Below are 24,475 nucleotides of genomic sequence, written 5' to 3'. Positions count from 1 at the left end.
CGTGCGCTCAGCTGCGCTTGCAGCGCGCGACGGTGCGCTGGTCGGCCATGCTGCGGGCGTCGCTCTGGGGCGCTTCGACCAGCAGGCCTTCGCTGCCGTCCTTGGTGAGCCATTCCAGCGAATAGCCAGGGCTGCGGCCCTCGGCGGCCAGGTAGCGCACGCCGGAGGCTACCGGCGCGTCTTCCATCGAATAGACCCGGCCGTCCATGGCAAGCACGGCCTCGCGCGGCTCGGCGTGCACGAACATCATCTTGCTGCCGTCGCAGACGTAACGCTGTGCCGACGCGTTGAAGGCCGCCACCGGCTTGCCGTCCGCGGCCAGCAATTGCAGCCGGTCGCCGTCCTGTCGCCAGCTGGCCGTGGCGGCCAGCGCCTGCAGGAAGGCCTGCTCCTGCGCCGTGCCGCCCGCGCAGTCGTGCCGCGTCCCGCCCGGGGGCTGGAAGCGCAGCGCGGCGCCGTCCAGCGCATAGCCGCCGTCGAAGCGGTTGCAGCCACCGAAGCCCTTCGCTTGCTGGTCGGCGGATTGCAGGACCAGGAAAGGCGCGATCCGCGAAGGCGGCGTCTCGACGCGCGTGCCCCCCACTTCCGCCAGTTGCCAGAAGGTGCCGGCCAGCGGCCAGCTGTTGTCGGCCGCTGCCACGGTGGACGGCGCGGAAGGCGTGCCGGCGCACCCGGCCAGCGCCAGCAGCAGCGCGACGGAATGGAGGGTTGAATGCTTGGGCATGAGGCGCCGCATGTTCCCGCCGCGGCGCCCGCTGCTGTATGGGACCTAAGTCCCATACGGTGCGCGATCAGCTCGCCTTGATATCCAGCTGCTTCACCAGCGCCGGGAAATCTGCCAGGTCCTGCGCGATCGTGTCGGCCAGCACTTTGGGTGAGCCGCCCACCAGTTCCCAGCCGTTGACCTGCGCGCGGGCCTTCATCTGCGTGTCGGCCAGCGCCAGGTCGAGCGACTTGTTCAGCCGGGCGATCACCGGCGCCGGCGTCGCCTTCGGCACCGCCAGGCCGATCCAGAACGAGGGGTCGTAGTTGCGGAAGCCGGATTCCACCAGGGTCGGCACGTCCGGCAGCGAGCTCAGGCGGCGCGAGGCCGTCTGCACCAGCGGCAGCAGCGCGCCGCCCTTGACGCCGGGTTGCGCGGAGGCGAAGTCCAGCAGCGCCAGCGACACCTCGCCGCCCATCAGGCCGGTCAGCAGGGTGCCGGTGCCCTTGTAGGGGACGTGCGTGATGTCGATGCCGGCCAGCTTCTTGAACTGCTCGATCGCGATGTGGTTGGTCGCGCCGATGCCCGCGCTGCCGTAGAACAGCTTGCCCGGGTTGGCCTTGGCGTACGCGATCAGGTCCTTCAGCGTGCGGAACGGCGCCTTCGCGTGGGTCACGAACATGCCGACCGCGCGCAGCGCCAGGCCGACCGGCGCGAGGTCGCGGGCGGGGTCGACCTGCGTCTTCTGCACCAGCGGCGCCATCACGTGGTTGGAGCGCGAAGTGACCAGCACCGTGTAGCCATCGGCCGGCGCGCTGATGACAGCGCCGGTGCCGATGAGGCCGGCGGCGCCGGGGCGGTTGTCGATCACCAGCGGCTGGCCCAGGTCCTTGTGCATGCTCTCGGCGAGGAAGCGGCCGACGATGTCGGACGGCCCGCCGGGCGGGTTGGGCACCACCAGCCGGATGGGGCGGTCGGGGTAGCTGCCTTGGGCACGGGCGAAACCGGTGGCGGCGAGGCCGGCAGCGGTGGCCAGCAAGGTACGGCGTTGGATCATGGTGGCTTGTTGTCTCCTGCCTGTCGGCACTGCGCGGCATGCTAGGGCGCGGGCGCCGCGGGCACCAATCGACTTTGGCAATTGCAGGCATCAGGAGGCCCGATGCCTGCCGAGGTCCTTACTCTCGCTGCGGACCAGGTTGCCGAATTCGGCGTCCTGGCCAATGTCTCGCGCCCGTAGGGTGCGCAGCTTGCTGCGCAGCCTACATGGCGACATGTTCCCGGGATCCTCAGGCAAGCTGCCAACGCAGCAAACGCCTCTCAGCGGCTGCCAGCAAAGCATTCGCCACGAAACCGATCACCCCCAGCAGCACAATGCCCGCGAACAGGTCGCTCGCACGGAAAGAGCGCGCGGCCAGCAGAATGGCCTGCCCCAGCCCCGATTGCGACGCGATCATCTCGCCCACCACCGCGACGATCAGCGACACCGTCATCGCCAGCCGCATGCCGGCCAGGATGTCGGGCATCGCATTCGGCAGGCCCATCTTCCAGATGAAGTCGCGCCGCGGCAACTGCAAGGCCGCCGCCACTTCGCGCAGCCGGGGCTCCACGTTGGCGAAGCCGTGCAAGGTGGCCAGCAGCACCGGCCACATCGCGCCGAAAGCGACGACGAACAACACCATGCCGCCACTCAGGCCGAACAGCGAGATCGCCAGCGGCAGCACCGCTGAAGCCGGCAAGGGCCGGATGAACTCCAGCAGCGGCTGCAGCCACGCACGCGCCGCGGCCGACGTGCCGACCAGTGCCCCGAGCAGCACACCCGCCAGGCAGGCCAGCAGCCAGCCTTCGACCATGCGGCCTACCGTGGCCCAGGACTGTTCGCCCAGGCTGCCTTCCCGCAGGCCTTCCTGCAGGCTGGCCCACGCCGCTTCCGGCGTGGGCAGGAACACCTTGCTGACCCATTGCTCGTGGCTTGCGAGCCACCACAGGCCCAGCGTCAGCGCCAGCACGGCGAGCGAGCCGATCCACGAAGACAGGCGCTTCATGCCACGGCTCCCATTGCCCGCGCGATGCGGCGTTCCAGCACCAGCGCCAGCAGGTTCACCAGGTAGCCCACCACCGCGATCCAGAACAGCCAGGCCAGCATCAGCGCCGGGTCCAGGCTTTGCTGCGCCACCATCATCGCGTAGCCCATGCCGTGCGGGTTGGCGGCGATCTCCACCGTCACGGCCACCACCAGCGCGATGGCCACGCCGAGCCGGATCGCCACGAACAGGCGCGCCACCATCGCCGGCAGCACGATCTTGCTCAGGCGCGCCCACGGCGACAACCCCAGCGCGAAGCCCACTTCGAGCAGGCGTGCATCGACCTGGCGCGCCGCCGACTGCGCCAGCACCAGCATCGGCCAGAACACGGCAAAGGCCACCACCGCGCTTTCCATCCGCACGCCGAAGCCGAACACCAGCATGGACAGCGGAATCAAGGCCACCGAGGGCACCGGCCGCAGCACTTCCACCGTCAGGAAGCTCCAGGCGCCGGCCTGGCGCGACAGGCCCAGCCAGATGCCCAGCAAGGTCCCCAGCACCAGCGCGATCAGGAGGCCCAGCGCCGCGCTGCCCAGCGTGAACAGCGTGCCTTGCAGCAGCGAGCCGTCGACCAGCGCCCGGCCAAACGCCTGCGCGGCGGCGGTGGGCGCGGCCAGCGCATCGCTGTTCTTGCCCGGCCCATGCATGTAGGCCTCCAGCGCCGCCACCAGCACCAGCGGCACGGCCAGCCCGCGGGCGGCTCCCTGCAACCAGCGCCGCATCAGTGGTGCCCCAGGTAGTGATACAGCTCGCGCCGCAGCCGCAGGTACTCCGGATGTTCCTTCGTCTCCAGCTGGTTGCGCGGATGCGCGATGGGTACGTCGACCACGGCCGCCACGCTGGGCTTCTCAGGCGTCGGATTGGCGCGCAGCGCGATGACGCGGTCGCCGAGGTAGATGGCTTCATCGAGATCGTGCGTGACGAACAGCACCGTCAGGCCGCTTTCGCGCACCAGCCGCGCCACTTCGTCCTGCAGCGACTCGCGCGTCATCGCGTCGAGCGCGCCGAAGGGCTCGTCCATCATCAGCAGCCGCGGCTCCTGCGCCAGGCAGCGGGCGATCTGCGCGCGCTGCTGCATGCCGCCGGACAGCTGCAGCGGGAACTTGTCCGCGTGCGCCGACAGATTCACCGTCTTCAGGGCGCGCGCGATGCGCTCCGGCCGCTGCGCCGCCGGCACGCCGGCCGCCTCCAGCGCCAGGGCGACGTTGCCCGCCACCGTGCGCCAGGGCAGCAGCGCGCGGCCGTAGTCCTGGAACACGAAAGCCGCCTCGCGCGAGGGCCCGTTCACCACCTGGCCCAGGCGCCGCACCTCGCCACCCGAAGGCTGCACGAAGCCGGCCGCCGCGCGCAGCAGCGTGGTCTTGCCGCAGCCCGAAGGCCCGATGATGCAGACGAATTCGCCCTGCCCCACCTGCACGCTGGTGGGCGACAGGATCTCGCGGCCACCGAGGTGGATGGCGACGCCGTCGAAGCTGAGGACGGGGCTCGGGTCCGCCTTCACTTGACGATCAGGTTGGCGAGGTTGGGCTTCGTCTTCAGAAGCTTCTGTTCCACCATCTGGTCGGCCCACCAGCCCAGAACCGGCTCGGTGACCACCGGCAATGGCGGGCTGATCTGCGCCGTGGCCAGCACTTCGGGCGGCAGCTTGATGTACTTGCCGATGTGCTCGCGTACCTTCACGCTGTTCTTCGGGTCGACCAGGAACTTCGCCGCTTCGGCGATGCCGGCCTGGAAGCCCTTGGCGGCCGCCATGTTCTTCTGCACCCAGTCGCGCCGCGCCACGAACACCAGCGAAGGCAGGCCGTCCGGCAGGAAGGTGGAGTAGTAGGACGCCACGTAGCCGGCGCCGCTGGACAGGATGCGCTGCATGAACGGGTCGGCCGTCACCACCGCGTCGAGCGAGCCGCCGCGCAGCAGGTCGCCGTGCTGCGGGAAGGCGGCTTCGATGAAGTTGACCTTGGTGTAGTCCACGCCCTGCGACTTCAGCCAGGCGCGGAAGCCCACGTGCAGGAAGGCGCCGAGGCCGGGCACGCCGATCTTCTTGCCGACGCAGTCCTGCGCCGTCTTGATGCCGGAGCCGGAACGCGCGACCAGGCCCAGGCCTGTCATCTTCTTGGAGGTGGCGCCACCGCCGGTGAGCACCACGTGGTCCAGCCCGCCTTCGACGGCCTGCAGGAACACCGAGGGCGTGGGGCCGCCCAGCTGCAGCGAGTCCGACTGGATCGCCGGCGGGATCGACGGGTTCAGCGGCACCATCTGCGGCGTGACGTCGATGCCGTGCTTGACGAAGTAGCCTTCTTCGCGGGCGATGAACACGGTGGCGTAGTCGGTGACCGCGGTGTAGCCGAAGGTGGCCTTCACGGGCGCCTGCGCGCGCAGGGGCAGGGAGGTGGCGGCCAAGCTGGCGCCCGTGGCGAGCAGGGTGCGGCGATTGATCATCGTGAGGTCTCCTTTGTTGGTTGTCTGTAGGGTGCGCAGCTTGCTGCGCACCGCGCGATCCGTGTCCCAGGTGCGCAGCAAGCTGCGCACCCTACGGGCTCTCGTTCAATTCTCGAAGATCGCGACCGCGCGCGTCCAGCCGGCGGAGGCCCCGCGGATCTTGTGCGGGAAGCAGCTGATGGTAAAGCCGTCTCCGGGCAGCGCTTCCAGGTTGTGCAGCTTCTCCAGGTGGCAGTAGCCGATGTCGCGGCCCGCCTTGTGGCCTTCCCAGATCAGCGACTTGTCGCCGGTCTCGGCGATCTTCTTCGCCGTGTACGAGAAGGGTGCGTCCCAGCTCCAGGCATCGGTGCCGGTCAGGCGCACGCCGCGTTCCAGCAGGTACATGGTGGCTTCGTAGCCCATGCCGCAACCGGCCTGCACGTAGTCGTTGTTGCCGTAGCGCGAGCCGGCGCGGGTGTTGACCACGACGATGTCAAAGGGCTGCAGCTCGTGGCCGATGCGCTTCAGCTCGTTCTCGACGTCCTGCGCCGTCGCCACGTAGCCGTCCGGGAAGTGGCGGAAATCCAGCTTCACGCCAGGGCGGAAGCACCAGTCCAGCGGAATCTGGTCGATGGTCAGCGACGGTTTCTTTTGGTCTAGCTTCGCGTCCTGCGTGGAGTGGAAGTGCCAGGGCGCGTCCAGGTGGGTGCCGCTGTGCGTCGTCAGCGTCACCCACTCGGCCGCCGCGGCCTCGCCATCGGGATAGTCCTCGGCCTTCGTGCCGGGGATCATCTGGATGAATTCCGGCAGCGTGTCGGCGTGCTTCTGGTAGGTGATCTTCGGCGCCAGCGGCGGCGGGTCGGACAGGACGTCGTTCTCGAGGTAGATCGACAGGTCGACGAAACGGGGCATGGCTTACTCCTTGGGCGCTTGCACGACGCGCTGCTCGATGGTGCCGAACACCGGCTGGTCCTGCCAGCGCGCTTCCATGCGCACGCGGTCGCCGAACTTCATGAAAGCGGTCTTGGGCGCGCCGTTGGCGATCTGCTCGATGGCGCGGCGCTCGGCGATGCAGGCCGAGCCCTTCTTGCCGCCGGCGTTGGACACGGTGCCCGAGCCGATGATGGTGCCGGCGCTCAGCTTGCGCGTGGTGGCGGCGTGGGCGATGAGCTGGTCGAAGCCGAAGTTCATTTCCCGGCCGTTCGGGTCGCCGAACCACTGGCCGTTGAACTCGATGGCCAGGTCCAGGCAGACGCGGGCGTTCTTCCACGCTTCGCCGATTTCGTCCGGCGTCACCGCGACCGGCGCAAAGCTGGACGAAGGCTTGGCCTGGAAGAAGCCGAAGCCGGTCTTCATCTCGCGCGGGCCGAAGGCGCGCAGGCTGACGTCGTTGATCTGCACCAGCAGGCGGATGCGGCTGGCGGCCTTGGCCGGCGAGCAGGCCATGGGCACGCTGTCGACGATGACGCCGAACTCGCCTTCGAAGTCGATGCCGTGCGCTTCGTCGGGCAGCGGCAGGTCGTCGCACGCGCCCAGCAGGTCGTCGGAACCGCCCTGGTACATCAGCGGCATGGTCTCGGCGTCCGGGATCGGCGGCATGTTGAAGGCCGTCTGCATCAGGTTGCCGTGGTTCAGGAAGGCCGAGCCGTCGCACCACTGCGGCGCGCGCGGGATCGGCGCGGCGGCCTGCTGCGCGTCGAAGTCGAATGCGCCTTGTGCCTTGCCGGCATTCAGCTGCTCGTACAGCGCCTGCAGCCTGGGCTCCGCCGTCGCCCAGTTTTCCAGGGCGGCGAGCAGGTTGGGCGCGACCTGCGTCGCATCGGCGGCGCGCTTGAGGTCGCGCGAGACGACGACCAGGCGGCCGTCCTTGCTGTCGCTCTTGAGGGTGGCGAGTTTCATCGTTCGCTCCAGTGGATGAGGGGAAGGCCGGCGACCGGCGCGCGGAAGCTGGGAAGCGTGAGGCCGCGCAGGCTGCCGATGTAGACGGTCTGCAGGTCGGTGCCGCCGAAGGTAAGGCTCGCCATCCACGGCGCCAGCGTGCCGGCGGTGGCGCCCATGATCTCGGGCGTAAGCGTGCGGGCCTCGAAGTGTTCGTTGAGGCGCTTGGTCGCTTCCGGGTTACTGTCGTCCAGCAAGGTCAGCACCTCGCCGTCGGGCGTGATCGCGATCAGCTTGTCCGTCATGACGAGCGTGATCCACAGGTTGCCGAAGGCGTCGAAGGCCATGCCATCCGGGAAGCCTTCGAGCTTGCTGGGCCCATAGATCTCGCGGTGCGTCAGCGAGCCATCCGGCTGCACGCGCAGGCGCGAGATGCGGCGGGCGTTGCTCTCCACGACATAGAGCCACTCCTCGTTGGCGTCCATGCGGATCTCGTTGGTGCCTTCGAAGCCGTCGGCGACGATGCGAGCGTTGCCTTGCTGGTCGAACAGCGCGATGTAGCCGTCGGCGGCGCGCGCGTTGATCGAGCCGGTCCACGGCTGCATGCGCGTAGTGACGGTGAGGTAGAGGCGGCCCTTGCGGTCTCGCAGCGGGAAGTTGGACTTGCCGAGCGGCTGGCCATCGATCCGGTCGAACAGGCGGCGGACCTGGCCTTCGCGCGTCATCACTTCCACCGAATCCGTGCCCCAGTTGGCGATGAGGAAGTCGCCGTTGGCCAGGAAGGTCATGCCATTGGGCAGCGAGCCCTGGCTTTGCACGTAGCGAGCCTGGAAGTCGATTTCTCCGGTGTCGGCGGGCTGCCGCGGCACCACCAGGTGCTGGCTGCCGTCCGGCGCGATGCGCATGGCGCCGCCCCGGGCGTCGGCCACCCAGACCGTGCCGTCACGCTCGGCCAGCACGCATTCGGGGCGCTGCAGGTCGTGGCCGACATGCCGGATCGCGGCGCGGTCCACCTGCCAGCCCTTGAGGGGGTTGTTACGGGTCATCGTCGGCGCGCAGCTTAGGGAAAGGCCGCGCGCCGCACCAACGGATATTGGCGATGGGAGGCATCGGCAGGCGCAATACCTGCCGATCCAGCGATCAGGTAAGCAGCGTCTTCAGCTGGATCGCCGGGTCCGCCACCTGCGCTGCAGCCGGCGACTTGCCCGCTTCCAGGATCTTCCGCGCCATCATGTGGTCCATCGGCGCATTCGCCGATTCCACGGCGACCAGGTCCGCGCCGTCATAGTGGAACAGGCTGAAGCTGGCCGGCGTGGCGCCGGGCCGGCGCACCGCCTGCAGCCCGGGCCGCCACAGGCCGACCATCTGCAGCCGCAGCCCGCCCTGGTCCGACCAGAACCAGGGCACGGGCGCGTAGTTCGCGGGCTGGCCCTGCAGGGTCGCCGCGGCAGCCTTGCCCTGGTCGTTGGCGTTCTGCACCGATTCCAGCCGCACGTGCTGGCCGCGATAGGGGAAGGAACTGCAATCGCCGATGGCCAGGATGTCCGGATCCGAGGTGCGCAGGGCGGCATCGACGACGATGCCGTTTTCCACTGCCAGGCCGGCCTCCTGCGCCAGCCGCGTTTCCGGCATTGCGCCGATGCCGAGCAGCAGCTGGTCCACGGCCACTTCCTCGCTATTCACGCGCAGCGCCGCCAGGCGCCCGCTCTCCGCGCGGAAGTCCGAGACCTTGGCCTCCAGCTCCACCTGCGTGCCCTGGCTGCGATGGTGCTCCAGGATCTGCGCCGACAACTCCGGCGAGGCAGAACGCGAAAGCAGGCGCGGCATGGCCTCCAGCACGCGCACTTCCCAGCCCAGGTGGCGCGCCGTGGCCGCCACTTCGAGGCCGATGAAGCCGCCGCCCAGCACGACCAGCTGGCCGGTCTTTTCCTGCAGGCGCGAGCGGATGGCCTCGGCGTCGGCCGCGCTGCGCAGGCTCAGCACGTTGGCGAGCGGCTGCGCCAGCGCGGGCAGCACGCGCGCCCGCGAGCCGGTGGCCAGCACCAGCTGTCCATAAGCCAGCTCCTGGCCCGAGGCCAGGCGCACCTTGCGCGCCGTGCGATCGATGGCGACCGCCGCGTCATCCAGGTGCACCGTGATGCCCTTGCCGGCGTACCAGGCGTCGTCGCGATGCAGCTGCAGCGCTTCGCCGGCATTCTTCAGGTAGCTCTTGGACAGCGGCGGCCGCTGGTAAGGGTGGGCCGGCTCTTCGCAGACGACGTGCACGCGGGCGCCCTGCCCCGCTTCGGCCAGGGCGGCGCACAGCTGCGCGGCGGCGTGGCCGCCGCCGATGATGACGATGGAATTGCTCATGGTTCGCCGTGGATTGTCGTCCATGGATGCCGGCCGGGCTCCCGGCGTTCCCGCCGCACTGCCCGGCTATGATCCCCGCCATGCGGTACCAGCGCATCGACCTCAACCTGCTGATCGCGCTCGACACCCTGCTCGCCGAGCGCAACGTCACGCGCGCCGCCGAGCGCATGCACATGACGCAGTCCGCCATGAGCGGCGTGCTGGCGCGGCTGCGCGAATACTTCGACGACCAGTTGCTGGTGCCCGTGGGCCGCACGATGAAGCTGACGCCGCGCGCCGAAAGCCTGATCCAGCCGGTGCGCGACATCATCCTGAAGGTCGACTCCACGCTGGGCGTGCGGCCGGACTTCGACCCCGCCACCGCGCAGCGCCACTTCGTAGTCATCGCCTCCGACTACGTTTCCAACGTGTTGATGGCGGAGGTGCTGCGGCGCATCGCGCAGGTGGCGCCTGGCCTCGCCTTCGACATCCGGCCTTCCAGCAACACGATGGCGCAGGACCTGGACCAGGGCCGCGCCGACTTCCTGGTGACGCCGGCCCACCTGACCTTGGCCGACCACCCGCAGGCCGTGCTGTTCGAGGACACCTACCAGGTGATCGCCTGCGCCCAGCACCCGGAGCTGGGCGACAGCCTGAGCCTGGAGCAGTACCAGTCGCTGGGCCACGTCGTGTACCAGAACGAGCAGGGCAACAACCCCTGGTTCGAGTCCTGGTACGCCAACCAGCATGGGCACACGCGCCGCATCGACGTGGTGACGCACGGCTTCACCTTGATGCCGCGCTTCGTCGTCGGCACCCGCCGCATCGCCACCGTGCAGACGCGGCTGGCCATGCAGTTCGCGCAGGCCATGCCGGTGAAGCTGTTCGAGCCGCCGCTGGACACGCCGCGGCTCACCGAGGTGCTGCAGTGGCACCGCTACCGCGAGGACGATCCCGGCGTGCAGTGGGTGCGCGAGCAGATCGTGGCGGTGGCGGAGAGGATGCCGGCGATCTGACGCGACCGCCGGCAAGGCGCGTTAGGGCGTGACCTCCAGCGTCACCGGCACCGAGGTGACGCTGCCCACCTGGTTGAACACCTGCACCGTGTACGTGCCGCTGTCGGCCGCCGTCACGCTGGCGAGGCGCAAGGCCGCGGTGGTCCACTCGTTGTAGCCATCGGGCGCCAGCACGGGCTGGCCATTGCGCAGCCACTGGTAGCCCAGGCCCACACCATCCGCCTGCACCAGGAAGCCCACGTTGCTGCCGGCGGCCACCTTCAGGCTTCGCGGCTGCGCCGTGATGGTCGGCGCCTGGGCGGAAAGCGCGCCGGCCTGCACGAGCATCTCCGCGTTCGGCAGCACGGTCTGCGTGCCGCCCTGGACGACGCGGTATTCACCGCCCGCCAGGGCGCTGCCCTTCTTGCCGACGGCGACGCCGTAGCCGCCATTGGTGGCCGCGGTGCTGAGGGTCAGCGTCACGCGTCCCTGGCCCACGAAGGCTTCGGGCAGGTTCAGCGCGATCTTCGTCGGCGCCCAGGCCACGGTCCGCGGATCGATGGTCCAGGCGAACGAGCGGCCGTTGGGCAGGTTCAGCCGGGCGAGCAGCGGTGCATCGACCATGGGTTGCTGGATGGTCGCGGTTGCGGCCGGGTTCGGGGATGTATCCGGCGTGCGTTGGAACACGGCCGGGTAGATGGTCGCAAGCTGCGAAGTCACCGTCCATGACTGGACGACCGAGCGGTCCTTGGTGACCACCAGGGCGGCCTGCCAGGCCGGCGGCGTCACCGCTTCGACCGGCCGCGCCAGCGGGAACTCGTAGCTGGGCGTGATCGCCAGCGGCTGGATGTGTCCCTGCGCGTCGAAGGACAGCGGCGTGAGGTACAGGCCGGAGAGCGCCAGGTTGTTGTCGCCCGATTGCGCCACGGACGTACCGGGCGCGCCGAGCGGGTTGGAGCGATAGTGCGTGCCGGGAACGAGCACCTGCGTGCCGCCGCTGCCATCCGGCAGCATCACCGCGCTGTGCATCTGCGCCTTTCCGGAGTCCACCGACAGCACGGCGGGGATGACCGGCTGCGTTGTCGAATCGTCGATGGGGCTCATCCAGGGGCCGTGCGGATCCTTGGCGCGCAAGTAGTAGAAGCTGGCTGCGACGCAGTTGCCGCACCCGGCCGAGCCGGTCAGGTACCACCAGCCGGCGTGGTAGCTGATGCCCAGGCCGCCCAGTGTGATGACGCTGGGAGTGGCGGAGGCCTGCAGCGCGATGTTCACCTGCACGTTGTCGATGGTGCCGGTCTTCTCGTCATTGAGCTGCATCACCGCGACACCCGAATGCCCCGAGGCGATGTAGGAGGTGCCGTCCGGCCCGGTGTTGATGGAGAAGTCCACCGGACCCAGAGCGCCTGCGGCGACGGTCGGCTCGAAAGGCGTGCTCCACGGCCCGGTCGGCGAAGTGGACTGCACGATGAAGTACTTGCCGGTCCTGCTGGTGGTGGTCAGCCCCGCCTGGCCGTCGAGAAACCAAAGGTTGTACAGGCCGGTCTTGGGCGAGTAGACGACCCGCGGCTTCTTGACGACGAAGTGCTCGCCCGTCGCGGCGTCCTGCAGGTACTGGGTGCCGACCAGTTTCCAGTTCATCAGGTCGTCGGACCGGTAGATCGTCAGGCCGCAGTAGCGATAGATCGTGTTCGGGCTGGTCGGCACCAGCGGGCCCGTGTTCACGCCCGGCGAATAGTTGAAGGCGCCGCAGGTGAAGGACGGACCATACAGGTAGTAGTGCCCGTCGAAGTAGCGCACGTCCTGCTCGTCGACCGCCTGGATGGCATTGCCGTCCACGTCCACGCCCATGTTGATGGGCCCGTAGGAAAGGGGCGCCGCCGGCGAGGCGGGCAGGCCGTTGTCGCCGGCGAGCGGATCGTCCGTGATGAAGTTCTGCAGCAGCGCCGTGGTCCGCGAGGCCGCCGTCGCGGAGGACGCGCTGCTGCCGTCGCCACCGCCGCCGCAGCTGGCCAGCACGAGGGCAGCGCACAAGCCTGCAAGCAGGCGGGCCGTGGTCTGTCGCAAGAGAAGTTGCTTCATGTTGTCTCCAGAAAATCCTTGGTGGCCTGCCGGCTGCAGCTCCAGGACAGGCTTCTTGTTTCGCCAGGGGCCAGCGCGAGGGCGCCGAGCCGGCCGGGCAACAGCGTGACGGGCTCGATGCACAGGTAATCACCCCGCGCCGGCCGGTGCAGCACGAGGGCCTCCACGCCGGCGCAGCGCACGTCGGTCGCGTGGCCGAAGCGCGCACTGCCGGTCCAGCCGCTGAATGCAGCGGTTTCCCCGCGGCACATGCCGAATCCGGGCGCGACTGGCGCTTCGGCCGCACGACCCAGCGCACAGAGTTCGTGCCGGCCGGCCGCTTCGAAGTGCAGGTCTGCGGGCATCGCATCCACCGGAACCGGGTGATAGGGATGCAGGCCCATCGCCAGCGGCATGGCCTCCGTCGAATCGTTTCGCACCGACAAGTGCACGTGCAGCCCGTCGTCCGCGAGCCGCACTTCCTGGGCCGCACGAAATGCCCACGGCCAGTCCTCCTCGCCCCCGGCATGCACGCACTCCATCTGCACGTGCTGCTGCGAGGCCTCCAGCACCTGCCAGGGCTTGCGATGCCCGAAGCCGTGCACGGCAAATCCCGCAGGTCCCGGCGTGGGCCGGACCTGCCGCCCGCCAAAGGTGAAACCTTCGGGCGGCAGCCGGTTCGCGAAGGGCAGCATCGGAAAGGCTCCCGCTTTCGGCCAGTGGTGCTCGTCGAAGCGGGCGCCGTCCCACTCCACCAGCAGGGGGACGCCCTCGCAGGCCAGGGCCGCGATGCGTCCCCCTGCGCCCGGAACGACGCGCGCGGTGTAGCGGCCCGATCGCAGTTCGATCGCGCCGTCTCCGGACAGGAGCGCCATGCCTTCAGTCGATGCGGGCGCCGGAGAGTTCGACGGCCTGCTTCCAGCGAACGATCTGCTGCGTCACGAAAGTGGCAAAGTCCTTCTGGCTGGTGCGGCGCACCTCGAAGCCCAGCGCGGCCAGTTGCTCCTTCACCTCCGGCATCTCGAGCACCGCGTTCACTTCGTCGTGCAGGCGGGCGACGATCTCCGGCGGCGTCTTCGCCGGCACGTGGATGCCGTTCCAGCCGGCGGAGCCGGCATCGGCCAGCTTCAGCTCGGTGAGCGCCGGCACATCGGGCAGGAACGACGAGCGGCCTTCCGTCGTCACCGCCAGCGCGCGCAGCTTGCCGGCCTTGATGTGGGGCGCCACCTCGGGGAAGCCGGACATCATCGCGGACACCTGCCCGCCCAGGACATCGGTCACTGCGGGCGCCCCGCCCTTGTACGGGATGTGGTTGATGCTCAGGCCTGCCTTCTTGCGCAGCAGTTCCAGCGCGAGGTGCTGCGCCGAACCGTTGCCGGGAGTCGCCACCGCCAGAGGCTTGGACGGGTCATGCGCGAGAGCGACAAACTCTTGCATGCTGCGCGCCGGCGTGCCCGGGTAGACGACCAGCACGCTGGGCGTATTCGCGATCTGCGCAACGGGCACGAAATCCTTCAGCGTGTCGAAGGGCAGCGTGCGGTACAGGCTGGGATTGATGGAGAACGGGCCGGAAGACAGCAGCAGCGTGTAGCCGTCGGGGGCGGCGCGCGCCACGTCGCCGGTGCCGATGTTGCCGGAGGCGCCGGCTTTGTTGTCGATCAGGACCGGCTGCTTCAGGCGGTCGCCCAGGTGCTTGGCCACCAGCCGCGCGGCGGCGTCCGAGGAGCCGCCTGCGGGCCACGGCACGACGAAGCGGATCGGCTTCTCCGGCCAGGCGGCAGCGGCCTGGAAGCTGGCGGCCAGCGCCAGGGCGGCCGCGGCGGCGGCAAGGAATCTTCGGGTCTGCATCTTGTCTCCTGCTGTTCTTGAAGGTTCAGGCCGCCAGGCCGAGCCGCTCGAAATACTCGGGTGGCGCGTCGTTCTGCTTCATCAGCCGCGCGATCTCGCCGCAAAGGCGCGCGTGCACGGCCGCATCGTTGATAGGGTGTTCCTGGCCGGGGTCGCTGGCCAGGTCGAACATGACGGTGACCGTGTCGTTCTGCGCGCCCGGCCCGTGCAGCTTGTATTGCGGCGATTTCGGCGTGGCCGGCACGCGCAACACGGGCGCGCCCTTGGTGAAGGGCAGCGGCGGCGCCAGCCGCGCCTCGGCCAGTTCCTCCACCGCGAACATTTCCTTCATGTGCATCGGCATCAGCGTGTACTGGTTCAGGCCCGCGCGGTGCATCTCGGGCGGATACAGGAACAACGTGTAGCGGCCGTCGGTGACGTTCACCGCGCTGCCGAACACGCCGTAGATCGCGGCCTCGCGCACGGTGGTTTCCTTCTCCAGCAAAGGCAGCAGCGACACGCCGGTGACTTCCGCCGGGATCTCCATGCCATGCATCTGCAGCAGCGTCGGCATCAGGTCGCCGGTCTGCGTCAGGCCCTGGCGCCGCGTGCCGGCCTGCTTGCGGAAGGCCGGGTGATGGATGAACAGCGGGATGTGCGCCACCTCGTCGTAGCAGGGCATCACATTCTTGGACCACCACGAGTGCTCGCCAAGGAGGAAGCCGTGGTCGGTGGTCACCACCAGCGCGGTGTCGTCCCACATGGCGTGTTCATCCATGTAGTCGAGCAGCCGGCCCAGCTCGTGGTCGCACAGGGCGACGATCGCGGCGTAGTTGGCGCGCAGCTCGTCGCACTCCGCTATGGTCTCGGTGACGCGCTTGTAAGGCGGGAAGTCGAAGATCGGGCCTTGGTAGCTGGTGGGGTAGTCCTTGCGGAACTCCGCCGGCGCGTGGAAGGGTTCGTGCGGATCGAAGGTCTCCAGGTGCAGAAGCCAGTCCTGCGCCTCGCGGTTGCCCTGCAGGAACTCGAGGCCCGCGTCGAAGCAGCGCACCGACGGGAAGTCGCCGTACTCGCGGATAGCCTCGCGGTTGATCATGTGGGCGGAGTGCTTGTGCCGCCGCTCCTGCGTGAACTGCTTCGGGTGGTACATCTCGCGGAAGCGCTCCCACGGCGGCTGCACCATCGCCTTCCACGGGTCGCGCTCCTGGCCGCGGATGAACTCGTAGGTGTCGTAGCGGTTGTGGTAGGTCGCGCCGCCGTCGCCCCAGTAGTGGTAGTGGTCGGACACCAGGTGCGAATACACGCCCGCTCTGTGCATCAGCGCGGCGAAGGAATTGTCGAAAGGCTCCAGCGGACCCCAGCCCCGATGCAGGAAGTTCAGGCGGCCGGTGTGCATGTCGCGCCGCGCGGGCATGCACGGCAGGCTGCCGACGTAGTGGTTGTCGAAGGTGACGCAGCGCTCGGCCAGCCGCTGGAAGTTCGGCGTCTTGATCGCGGTGCCGCCGTAGGGCTGCAGGCTGCGCCGGTTGAGCGAATCGAAGAGGAGAAAGATGGTCTTCATGGCAGGACGGGGCGATACTAGGCCGCGTCGATTCCTGCAACAAATCGATTCTGCTTGACTAGCCATCACGAAAAATGATTTATCCCAACCCGCGCCACCTGCGCGCCTTCGCCGCCCTGGCGGACAGCGGCTCCTTCGGTGCTGCGGCCGAAGCCGTGCACCTGGGCCAGCCGGCGCTGAGCCAGGCCATCGCCAAGCTGGAAGACGTGGTAGGCGTGCGGCTCATCGAGCGCACCACGCGCTCGGTGCGGCTCACGCCGGCCGGCGAGGAGTTCCTGGTCGAGGCCAGGCGGGTGCTGGACGCCTACGAACGCATGATGCTGCGCGGCTCGGAATGGGCACAGTTGCGGCGCGGTCGCGTGGACCTCTTCACCGTCCCGTCCATTGCGCACCGGCTGCTGCCGGCGCTGGTGCGCGAGTTCACGGCGGAGCACCCGGAGGTGAGCGTCGAAGTGCACGACCACGCAGACCCGGTGCTGCGCCAGCGCCTGGACCGCGGCGAAGGCGACCTGGCCATGCTCACCCAGAGCAGCAGCGCGGCGCCGCAGGCGCTGCTGCCCTTCCTGCGCGATCGCTTCCGGGTGGTGCTGCCCAGCAACCACCCGCTCGCGCGGCAGGAAAGCATCGACGCCGCGCAGCTGATCGACGAGCGCCTGATCCTGTTGCGGCGCGGCGCGCTGTTCCGGTCCTACATGGACGCGGCGATCAGCGGGCTGCCCCTGGTCCATCCGCCCATCGAGGTGGACCAGGCGAGCACCCTGAACGGCATGGTGGAAGGCGGCCTGGGCGTCACGCTGCTACCGGCTCTGTCCTGCCCGACGCCGGCCCTGCGTTCGGTCACCAGCCGGCCACTCACGCGGCCTGAAGTCTTCCGCCTGATCGCCTTCGAGCTCCCTGCGGACCGCGAGCCGATGCCCGCCGTACAGGCCTTCGTGCACGGCGCCCTGCAGTACCTGGAAGCCCATGTCGACCAACTGCCCGAAGGCTGCGAGCTGCTGCCCGCCAGCGCGCAGCGGGTGAAGAAATTCCTAGCGGCGCGGCCCGCCGCGCCCAGCGCGCAGGCGGTGCGCAGCCGGCGCGCGCGTTAGCGGGCAGCCACCCGCCCCGCCAACTCCTTCGCCCGCTTCGCCGTCGCCGCCTTGCCGGTGATCGCCAACGCCACCGGGTGCGCCAGCATGCGCTCGAACACGGCCCGCACTTCGTCGGCCGTGATCTCCTCGATCAGCTGCAGCGTCTGCGGCAGCGCAGTCGCCTCGCCGAGGAAGAACAGGTCGTCGACGGCGCGCTCCATCGCGGCGTAGCTGCGCTCCGCGGCGCGCACGCGCGAGACGGCCAGCTGGTTCCTGGCCCGTTCGACGTGCACCGGGTCCAGCTGCGCGGCCTGCTCGCGCAGCAGCCGACCGGTGGCGTCCACCAGGTCATCGAGCTTGTCGGGCGTCGTCACGGCCTGGACGATGAAGTTGAACCAGCCGTCGCCGTTCTCCACATAGGAATGCGCCGTGTAGGCCAGGCCGAGGCGTTCGCGGACCGTATCCGTAAACGGCGCGGACATGCCGCCGCCGAACAGCAGCGCCGCCAGCGAACCGGCCACGCGCCAGCGCTGGTCCTGCGCCTGCTGGCCGGCCGGCGGCGTGACCGGCCAGGCCATGTTGAGGAACACCTGCGACACGCCGGTGAAGCGCTGGCCCAGCGCGCCGCCCACGTAGCGCGCCGGCCCGCGCGCTGCCGAAGCCGCGTCCGGCATGCCGGTGAACAGGCGTTCGCCCAGCGCGAAGAAGGCGTCCACATCGAAGTGGCCGGCCGCCGCGACCACGGCATTGCCGCCGAGGTAGTGCGCCTGCACGTGGTCGACGACGTGCTGCCGCGTGAAGACGTCCAGGTTCTCCAGCGTGCCGATCACCGGCATGCCCAGGGGATGGCCGCCCCAGATGGCCTTGTCCAGCAGTTCGCCCGACTTGTCTTCCGGGTCTTCCTCGTACTCGATCGCTTCCTGCCGGATCACCTCCAGCTCGCGCGTGAGCTCCTGTTCCGGGAAGGTGCTGTTCAGGACGATGTCCGCCGTCATCTCCAGCAGCTGCGGCGCATGCCGGCCCAGCCCGGTCATGAAATAACCGGTGCTGTCCTTGCTGGTGAAGGCGTTGACGTCGGCGCCCAGGCGCTCGGCGTCGAGGTTGATCGCCTGCACCGAGCGCGTCTGCGTGCCCTTGAAGGCCATGTGCTCCAGGACGTGGCCGATGCCGTTGCTGGCCGCCGTCTCGTCGCGCGAACCGGCCCGCAGGAACACGCCCACGCTGGCGCTCTGCCCCTGCGGGAAAGGAACCGCCAGCAGGCGGACGCCGTTGGCAAGCGTGTGGAGGACCGGAGCGGGGAGTGGGCTGGACATCCCCGCGATGCTACGTCACTCCATGCTGAATTTCAGGGTGCGGACGATCCGCGCCCAGCGCTCGTGCTCCGTGCGCAGGATGCGCGCGAAGTCTTCGGGCGAATTGGCCAGCGGCTCGAAGGCGAAGCGGTTCAAGGTGGACTGCACGGGCGGGGTCGCCACCGCCTTGCGCACGGCCTCGTGCAGGCGCGCCACTACGGCTGCGGGCGCCTTCGCCGGCAGCAGGATGGAATGCCAGTCCTCGATCACCAGGTCGGGGAAGCCGGTCTCGGCAAAGGTGGGCGCCGTCGGAACGTGCAGCGAGCGCTTCTCGCCCGTCGTCGCCAGCAGGCGCAGCTTGCCGGAGCGCACGTACTCGATGCCATCGGAGATGGAGCCGAAGCTCAGGGCCACCTCGCCCGCCAGCAAGGCCAGGGTCGCCGGCGCGGCGCCCTGGTAGGCCACGGGCAGCAGCTCGACGCCGGCGAGCTTGCCGAACATCAGGCCGGTGAGGTGCGGCGCCGAACCCAGGGCGGGCGAGCCGAAGGTGCCCAGCTTCGGGTTGGCCTTCAACCACTGCACCAGTTCCGGCACGGTGGTGACCTTCTGCGGCACGGCGGGGCCCGCGAACATGGCGAGTTGCGTGCTCGAGACCGCCGTCACGGGCGTGAAGTCCTTGAACGGGTCGTAGCGCAGCTCCTTGTAGACGTGCGGGTACAACGTCAGCACCGCGGCCGGCGTGAGCAGCATGGTCTGGCCGTCCGGAGCGGCGGCCTTGACGGCCTCCGCTGCGATGCGCGCGGCGGCGCCCGGCTTGTTGTCGACGAGGACGGTGCCAGCGTAGTTGCCGCGGATCTGGTCGGCCACGGCGCGGGCGATCACGTCGGAGCCGCCGCCGGGCGGGAAGCCGACGAGGATCTTCGCCATCGCAGGCGATTGCGCGCGTGCGGAGGCGAAGGGCAGCAGGGTCGCGCCGGCGGCGACGAAGCTGCGGCGGGAGAGCATGGATGGCGAGCGCATTACCGACTTGCCTTCACCATGCGGTGCTCGATTGCACCGAACACCGATGCGCCCTGCGCATCCAGCACCTCGAAGCGCAGCACGTCGCCGAACTTCAGGAAGGGCGTGCACGCCTCGCCGTGGTCCATGGTTTCCACGGCGCGGCGCTCGGCCAGGCAGGCGGAACCGACCTGGCGGTAGCCCTTGTTGGACACAGTTCCGGAGCCGAGGATGGTGCCGGCGCCGAGGCGGCGGTTGTAGGCCAGGTGGGCGATCAGCTCGCCGAAGCTCCAGTCCATCTCGCGGCCGTTCGGGTTGCCGAACCAGTCGCCATTGCGCGCGACGCGCAGGTCCAGGTGCACGCGGCCGTCCTTCCAGGCCTCGCCCAGTTCGTCGGGCGTCACGGCCACCGGCGCGAAGGCGGTGGCCGGCTTGGCCTGGATGAAGCCGAAGCCCATGGCGAGTTCGCGGAACAGGTGGGCCCGCATGCTCACGTCGTTCAGGATGGTGACGAGGCGGATGTGCTTGTGCGCCTCGGCGGCGTTCACGCCCATCGGGACGTCGTCCAGGACCACGGCGTACTCGCCTTCGAAGTCGCCGTTGTCCGCTTCGGTCGGGAAGGGATAGTCGTCGCGCCCGCCGACGAAGGCATCGCTTTGCCGCTGCACGAGGATGGGGATGCCCGGCGTCTTCTTCACGGTGAGCTTGAAAGCCTGCTCCATGATGTCGCCGTGGTTCAGGAAGGCGGAAGCATCGACGAACTGGTGGCAGCGGGGCAGCGGCGCCATGGCCTGGGCCGGGTCGAAAGCGAAAGCGAAAGCGAAAGCGCCCGCAGCTTCGCCGGCGTTCAGCTGGCGATACAGAGCCTGCAGTTTCGGTTCGGCGGTGTCCCAGTTCTCCAGCGCCAGTTGCAGCGTGGGCGCGATGGCGCCGGCGTCCACGGCGCGCGCGAGGTCGCGCGAGACGACGGCCAGGCGGCCGTCGCGCGTGCCGTCCTTCAGGGTGGCGAGTTTCATCTTTCTTGTCTCCTTGGGGTTTATTGCAGGGGCCGGCCGCCATCCACGGGGATGACGACGCCGGTGCTGAAGCTGAGGTGCGTGGCGGCCGCGAGCACAGCCAGGCCCACTTCTTCGGGCGCGGCCAGGCGCTTCAGCGGCGTGCGGCCGGCTTGTTCGTCGCGCCAGGCGCGGTCCATCTGCTGCACGAAGTCCGTATCGGCCAGGCCGGGCGAGACGGAGACGACGCGGATCGCCGGCGCCAGCGCGCGGGCCAGCGAGAAGGTCAGGTTGTCGACCGCCGCCTTCGACGCGCAATAGGCGATGTTGCTGCCCATGGCGGTGCGGCCGGCGATCGACGAGATGTTGACCACCAGCGCGTTGCCGCTGCGTTCCAGCAGGCCGCGCATCGCGCGCACGGTCGCGATCACGCCGCGCACGTTGGTGGCCAGGATGTCGTCGACCAGCGCGTCGTCCAGCGCGTCCAGGTCCGCGTGCGGCACGTAGCGCGTGATGCCCGCGCAGTTGACCAGGATGTCGCAGCGGGCGTACAGGCGCGCGATATCCTCCGCCAGCGTGGCGAGCGCCTGGCTGTCGGTCACCGGCGCGGCGAGCGCGGCATGTATAGCCTCCGGGACCGGCCGCGGCAGGCGCAAGGCCAGCGCCTCGGCCGCCGCGGCGGAGCGGTTGTAGCCCGCCACCACCGAAGCGCCGGCGCCGGCCAGCGCTGCGCAGATCGCCTGGCCCAGGCCGCCGGCGCCGCCGGTGACCAGGGCCACCTTGCCTTGCAGCGAGCTCACTTGGACAGGCGCCGCACGCGGATGTCGGCCTGCTCCTTGTGGCCGGCCAGGTGCTCCAGCGCGCACAGGCGCGAGCAGACCTCGCCGATGGCAACCGAAGCCTCGTCCGTCAGCACGCGCTGGTAGGTGTGCGTCTTGATGAACTTGCCCACCCACAGGCCGCCGGTGTAGCGGCCCGCGCCCATGGTCGGCAGCGTGTGGTTGGTGCCGATCACCTTGTCGCCGTAGGAAACATTGGTGCGCGCGCCCAGGAACAGCGCGCCGTAGCTGGTCATGCGCTGCAGGTACCAGTCCGGGTCCTTCGTCATCACCTGCACGTGCTCGGAGCACAGGCGCTCGGCTTCCACCAGCGCTTCCTCGTCGCTGTCGCACAGGATGATCTCGCCGTAGTCGCGCCAGGAGACGCTGGCGATGGCCGCTGTGTCGAGGCGGGACAGCACCTTGTCGATGGCGGCCGGCAGTCCGGCGGCGATCTTCCTGCTGGTGGTGATGCAGTAGGCGGGCGAGGTCGGGCCGTGTTCGGCCTGGCCCAGCAGGTCCACGGCCACCAGTTCGGCGTCGACGGTGTCGTCGCAGATCACCAGCGTCTCGGTGGGGCCGGCGAACAGGTCGATGCCGACGCGGCCGAACAGCTGCCGCTTGGCCTCGGCCACATAGGCGTTGCCGGGCCCCACCAGCATGTCGACGCCGGCGATGGACTCGGTGCCCAGCGCCATGGCAGCGACGGCCTGCACGCCGCCCAGGCAGTAGATCTCGTCGGCGCCGGCCAGGTGCATGGCGGCGACGATCTCGTTGCTGGGCTGGCCGTCGAAAGGCGGCGCGCAGGCGATGACGCGCTTCACGCCGGCCACCTTGGCGGTCAGCACGCTCATGTGCGCGGAGGCGATCAACGGGTACTTGCCGCCCGGGATGTAGCAGCCGACCGAGTTGACCGGGATGTTCCTGTGGCCCAGCACCACGCCCGGCAGCGTCTCGATCTCCACGTCGTGCATGGAGCTCTTCTGGATCTGCGCGAAGCGGCGGATCTGCGCCTGCGCGAACTGGATGTCTTCCAGCGCCTGCGGCGTCAGGGCGGCGATGGCGGCGGCTATCTGCTCCTGCGTCAGGCGGAAGGAGGCCGGCGCCCACTTGTCGAACTTCTGCGAGTACTCGCGCACGGCGGCGTCGCCGCGCTGCTCGATGTCGGCCAGGATGCCTTCGACGGTGGCGCGGATCTGGGTGTTGATCTCGGCTTTCGCTTCGATCGCCTTGCCCTTCTTGAGGTATTGGACGGTCATGGTTGTTGGGTGGAAGAAGGAAGGGGAAACGGCGTTCAGGCGCGCCAATGCGGGAGCGGCAAACCGGCAACGGGAGAACGGAAGCAAGGCAGCCGATTCCCCATCAGGCTGCCCAGGAACACGGTGCGCAGGTCCGGGCCGCCGAAGGTCACGCTGGCCATCCAGGGCGCGACGGTGCCCTTGCAGCTAGCCATTACCTCCGGCGTCATCGTGCCGGCGAAGAAATGCTGGTCGAAGGCCGCCACCTGCTGCGGGTCTCCGTCGTCGAACAGCGTCAGCAGCTCGCCCTCGGGCGTCAGCGCCACCAGGCGCTCGTGCATGATCAGCGTGATCCACAGGTTGCCGTGAGCGTCGAAGGCGAAGCCGTCCGGGATGCCGCCCAGGTCGGCCGGGCCGAACACCTCGCGCGCCAGCTCGGTCGCGCCGGGGCCGATGCGCACGCGCGAGATGCGGCGGGCATTGGACTCCACGACGTAGAGCCACTCCTCCCTGGCGTCGAAGCGGATCTCGTTGGTGCCGATGAAGCCGTCGGCGACGACGCGGATGCCGTGTTCGTCGATGACGCCCACGTAGCCGTCCGGTGCCTTTTCGTTGATGGAGCGGGTCCAGGGCGACAGCTTCGTCGTCACCGTGAACCAGATGCGGCCCTGCGAGTCGCTCAGCACGAAGTTGGTCTTGCCCAGCGGCTCGCCGGCTATCGCGTCGTACAGCGTGCGCGAGCGGCCGTCGCGCGTCATCAGCTCGATGGCGTCGGTGCCGAAGTTGGCGATCAGGATGTTGCCGTCGCGGTCGAAGGCCAGGCCGTTCGGCAGCGTGCCGCCCAGGATCAGGCGCTCGGGCGACTTGGGCGCGTCGTCGCGGGCTTCCGGCGTTTGCTGCGCGATCAAGGTCTGGCCGCCGTCCGGCGCGATGCGCATGACGCCGCCGCGCGCGTCGGCCGTCCACAGCGTGCCGTCCGGCTCGGCCAGGATGCATTCCGGCCGCTGCAGGTCGTGGCCGACGTAGCGGATGTCGGCCCGGTCCAGGCGCCAGCCGGCCAGGGGATTGGGTGGGGAACTCATGGCGGCGGATGCTAGGCAGCGCTGTCCAGGAGCGGAAATCGAATCTCGCGATGCAGCCCATGCCGCCGCCCTATGGCATCACCCAGGCTGATGGAAAGCATCGCCGCAAACGATTTCTGCTTCCCCCGGGCCGCCGCTACGATCGCCCGCTCCAAACCGGGAAAGCACATGCACATCGTCGTCACCGGCGCCAACGGCTTCGTGGGCCAGGCCCTCGTCGCCAGCCTGCGCGAGGCGCGCAGCCTCGCCGGCCAACCCATCACGCGGCTGACTGCGCTGGACACCGCCTTTGCCGGCGCCGCGCCGGCGGAGTTCGAGCGCCAGCTGGCCGGCAGCATCGCCAACCCCGCCAGCGTGGCCACGGCCTTCGAGCCGCCGGTGGACGTCGTCTTCCACCTGGCCAGCATTCCCGGCGGCACGGCGGAACACAACTACGAGCTGGCCCGCGACGTCAACCTGGGCGGAACCACGCTGCTGCTGGAAGCCGCCCGCGCGCAAGCGCTGCGCGGCGGCCGCGCGCCGGTGTTCGTGTTCGCCAGCACCATCGGCATCTTCGCCTCGCCGCTGCCGGCGCAGGTGGACGACGACACGCCGGCCGGCCCGGGCATGAGCTACGGCGCGCAGAAGCTGGTGGGCGAGATCCTGGTCAGCGACTTCAGCCGCCGCGGCTGGGTGGACGGCCGCTCGGTGCGCCTGCCCGGCGTGCTGGCCCGGCCGCCGGCGCGCACCGGCCAGATGTCGGCCTTCATGAGCGACATGATTCGCGAGCTGGGCGCCGGCCGCCCGATCACGCTGCCGGTGCGGCCCGAGGCGAGCACCTGGGCTTCGTCGCTCCCCAGCATCGTCGACAACCTGCTGCATGCGGCCAGCGTGCCGGCCGAGCGCCTGGGCACGCGCCGCAGCTTCACCCTGCCGACGCTGCACTTCAGCTTCGCCCAACTCGTGGCCGCCATCGGCGCCGTGCGCGGCGAAGACGTGTCGGCGCTCGCCACCTGGCAGCCCGAGGCGCGCATCGAGGCGCTGTTCGGCAGCTTCCCGCCCATCGTCACACCGGCCGCCGACGCGGCCGGCTTCCGCAACGACGGCTCGCTCGAGAACCTCGTGCGCCGCGCCACGCAATTCGGTTAAG

At 69.5% G+C, this 24,475-nt stretch carries 23 protein-coding genes; 3 read left to right on the top strand and 20 right to left on the bottom strand.

Going from position 1 to position 24,475, the window contains the following annotated elements; genetic code table 11:
- Positions 1-7: 7 nt before the first annotated feature.
- The 10 genes from HHL11_RS25540 to HHL11_RS25495 form a co-directional block, all read right to left on the bottom strand.
- Positions 8-724 (bottom strand): META domain-containing protein, encoded by a 717-nt coding sequence (locus HHL11_RS25540; RefSeq protein WP_169421431.1) that lies wholly within the window; start codon positions 722-724, stop codon positions 8-10.
- Positions 725-791: 67 nt separating this feature from the next.
- Positions 792-1,760, bottom strand: coding sequence for a Bug family tripartite tricarboxylate transporter substrate binding protein (locus tag HHL11_RS25535; protein WP_169421430.1), 969 nt, complete (start codon positions 1,758-1,760; stop codon positions 792-794).
- A gap of 229 nt (positions 1,761-1,989) precedes the next feature.
- Positions 1,990-2,745: an ABC transporter permease gene (locus HHL11_RS25530; RefSeq protein ID WP_169421429.1), complete on the bottom strand. Its 756-nt coding sequence runs from the start codon at positions 2,743-2,745 to the stop codon at positions 1,990-1,992.
- Complete coding sequence (locus HHL11_RS25525; protein WP_169421428.1) at positions 2,742-3,506, bottom strand: ABC transporter permease; 765 nt, start codon at positions 3,504-3,506, stop codon at positions 2,742-2,744. The genes HHL11_RS25530 and HHL11_RS25525 overlap by 4 nt, the downstream gene beginning before the upstream one ends.
- Complete coding sequence (locus tag HHL11_RS25520; RefSeq protein WP_342593278.1) at positions 3,506-4,285, bottom strand: ABC transporter ATP-binding protein; 780 nt, start codon at positions 4,283-4,285, stop codon at positions 3,506-3,508. Before HHL11_RS25520 ends, HHL11_RS25525 begins: the two co-directional genes overlap by 1 nt.
- Entirely contained in the window at positions 4,282-5,223 is a 942-nt protein-coding gene (locus HHL11_RS25515) for an ABC transporter substrate-binding protein (protein ID WP_169421427.1), read from the bottom strand. The genes HHL11_RS25520 and HHL11_RS25515 overlap by 4 nt, the downstream gene beginning before the upstream one ends.
- Positions 5,224-5,328: 105 nt before the next feature.
- Positions 5,329-6,114 (bottom strand): cyclase family protein, encoded by a 786-nt coding sequence (locus tag HHL11_RS25510; RefSeq protein WP_169421426.1) that lies wholly within the window; start codon positions 6,112-6,114, stop codon positions 5,329-5,331.
- A gap of 3 nt (positions 6,115-6,117) precedes the next feature.
- The gene (locus HHL11_RS25505) at positions 6,118-7,101 is read right to left on the bottom strand and encodes a fumarylacetoacetate hydrolase family protein (protein WP_169421425.1); all 984 of its coding nucleotides are present in this window, start codon (positions 7,099-7,101) and stop codon (positions 6,118-6,120) included.
- Complete coding sequence (locus HHL11_RS25500; RefSeq protein ID WP_169421424.1) at positions 7,098-8,126, bottom strand: SMP-30/gluconolactonase/LRE family protein; 1,029 nt, start codon at positions 8,124-8,126, stop codon at positions 7,098-7,100. Before HHL11_RS25500 ends, HHL11_RS25505 begins: the two co-directional genes overlap by 4 nt.
- 94 nt (positions 8,127-8,220) lie before the next feature.
- Positions 8,221-9,432 (bottom strand): NAD(P)/FAD-dependent oxidoreductase, encoded by a 1,212-nt coding sequence (locus tag HHL11_RS25495; RefSeq protein ID WP_169421423.1) that lies wholly within the window; start codon positions 9,430-9,432, stop codon positions 8,221-8,223.
- 80 nt (positions 9,433-9,512) lie between these two features.
- Here HHL11_RS25495 and HHL11_RS25490 point away from each other — a divergent pair, with 80 nt between their 5' ends.
- Positions 9,513-10,427: a LysR family transcriptional regulator gene (locus HHL11_RS25490; protein ID WP_169421422.1), complete on the top strand. Its 915-nt coding sequence runs from the start codon at positions 9,513-9,515 to the stop codon at positions 10,425-10,427.
- 21 nt (positions 10,428-10,448) lie between these two features.
- Here the strand turns inward: HHL11_RS25490 and HHL11_RS25485 are convergent, their stop codons facing one another.
- Genes HHL11_RS25485 through HHL11_RS25470 form a run of 4 tightly spaced genes read right to left on the bottom strand, consistent with a single transcriptional unit; the run spans position 10,449 to position 15,852 of the window.
- A complete protein-coding gene (locus HHL11_RS25485; protein WP_169421421.1) occupies positions 10,449-12,485 on the bottom strand; it encodes a family 43 glycosylhydrolase in 2,037 nt (678 codons plus the stop codon).
- On the bottom strand, positions 12,482-13,339 hold the full coding sequence (locus tag HHL11_RS25480) for an aldose epimerase family protein (RefSeq protein ID WP_169421420.1): 858 nt from the start codon (positions 13,337-13,339) through the stop codon (positions 12,482-12,484). The genes HHL11_RS25485 and HHL11_RS25480 overlap by 4 nt, the downstream gene beginning before the upstream one ends.
- 4 nt (positions 13,340-13,343) lie before the next feature.
- A complete protein-coding gene (locus HHL11_RS25475; protein ID WP_169421419.1) occupies positions 13,344-14,312 on the bottom strand; it encodes a Bug family tripartite tricarboxylate transporter substrate binding protein in 969 nt (322 codons plus the stop codon).
- A 25-nt stretch (positions 14,313-14,337) separates the two neighbouring features.
- Positions 14,338-15,852: a sulfatase gene (locus HHL11_RS25470; protein ID WP_169421418.1), complete on the bottom strand. Its 1,515-nt coding sequence runs from the start codon at positions 15,850-15,852 to the stop codon at positions 14,338-14,340.
- Between the two features lie 74 nt (positions 15,853-15,926).
- On the opposite strand from HHL11_RS25470, the gene HHL11_RS25465 reads away from it, so the two are divergent.
- The gene (locus HHL11_RS25465) at positions 15,927-16,940 is read left to right on the top strand and encodes a LysR family transcriptional regulator (RefSeq protein ID WP_169421417.1); all 1,014 of its coding nucleotides are present in this window, start codon (positions 15,927-15,929) and stop codon (positions 16,938-16,940) included.
- Here HHL11_RS25465 and HHL11_RS25460 read toward each other — a convergent pair.
- From HHL11_RS25460 to HHL11_RS25435, 6 genes are read right to left on the bottom strand one after another with little or no spacing between them, the layout of a single operon-like run.
- Positions 16,937-18,235 (bottom strand): M16 family metallopeptidase, encoded by a 1,299-nt coding sequence (locus HHL11_RS25460; RefSeq protein ID WP_169421416.1) that lies wholly within the window; start codon positions 18,233-18,235, stop codon positions 16,937-16,939. The two genes, HHL11_RS25465 and HHL11_RS25460, sit on opposite strands and share 4 nt — an antisense overlap.
- A 15-nt stretch (positions 18,236-18,250) precedes the next feature.
- A complete protein-coding gene (locus HHL11_RS25455; RefSeq protein ID WP_169421415.1) occupies positions 18,251-19,219 on the bottom strand; it encodes a tripartite tricarboxylate transporter substrate-binding protein in 969 nt (322 codons plus the stop codon).
- Positions 19,220-19,233: 14 nt separating this feature from the next.
- Entirely contained in the window at positions 19,234-20,229 is a 996-nt protein-coding gene (locus HHL11_RS25450) for a fumarylacetoacetate hydrolase family protein (protein WP_169421414.1), read from the bottom strand.
- Positions 20,230-20,249: 20 nt separating this feature from the next.
- Positions 20,250-21,008, bottom strand: a complete 759-nt coding sequence (locus tag HHL11_RS25445) for an SDR family NAD(P)-dependent oxidoreductase (RefSeq protein ID WP_342593277.1) — start codon at positions 21,006-21,008, stop codon at positions 20,250-20,252.
- Positions 21,005-22,285 (bottom strand): histidinol dehydrogenase, encoded by a 1,281-nt coding sequence (hisD, locus tag HHL11_RS25440; protein WP_169421413.1) that lies wholly within the window; start codon positions 22,283-22,285, stop codon positions 21,005-21,007. The genes HHL11_RS25445 and hisD overlap by 4 nt, the downstream gene beginning before the upstream one ends.
- Before the next feature lie 35 nt (positions 22,286-22,320).
- On the bottom strand, positions 22,321-23,346 hold the full coding sequence (locus HHL11_RS25435; RefSeq protein ID WP_169421412.1) for an SMP-30/gluconolactonase/LRE family protein: 1,026 nt from the start codon (positions 23,344-23,346) through the stop codon (positions 22,321-22,323).
- A 168-nt stretch (positions 23,347-23,514) separates the two neighbouring features.
- Between HHL11_RS25435 and HHL11_RS25430 the strand changes: the two genes are divergently transcribed.
- Positions 23,515-24,474 (top strand): NAD-dependent epimerase/dehydratase family protein, encoded by a 960-nt coding sequence (locus HHL11_RS25430; protein ID WP_169421411.1) that lies wholly within the window; start codon positions 23,515-23,517, stop codon positions 24,472-24,474.
- Position 24,475 lies beyond the last annotated feature (1 nt).

It is taken from the genome of Ramlibacter agri (assembly GCF_012927085.1).
Taxonomy (GTDB): Bacteria; Pseudomonadota; Gammaproteobacteria; order Burkholderiales; family Burkholderiaceae_C; genus Ramlibacter; species Ramlibacter agri.
This window is presented reverse-complemented; position numbering and strand designations above follow the sequence as displayed.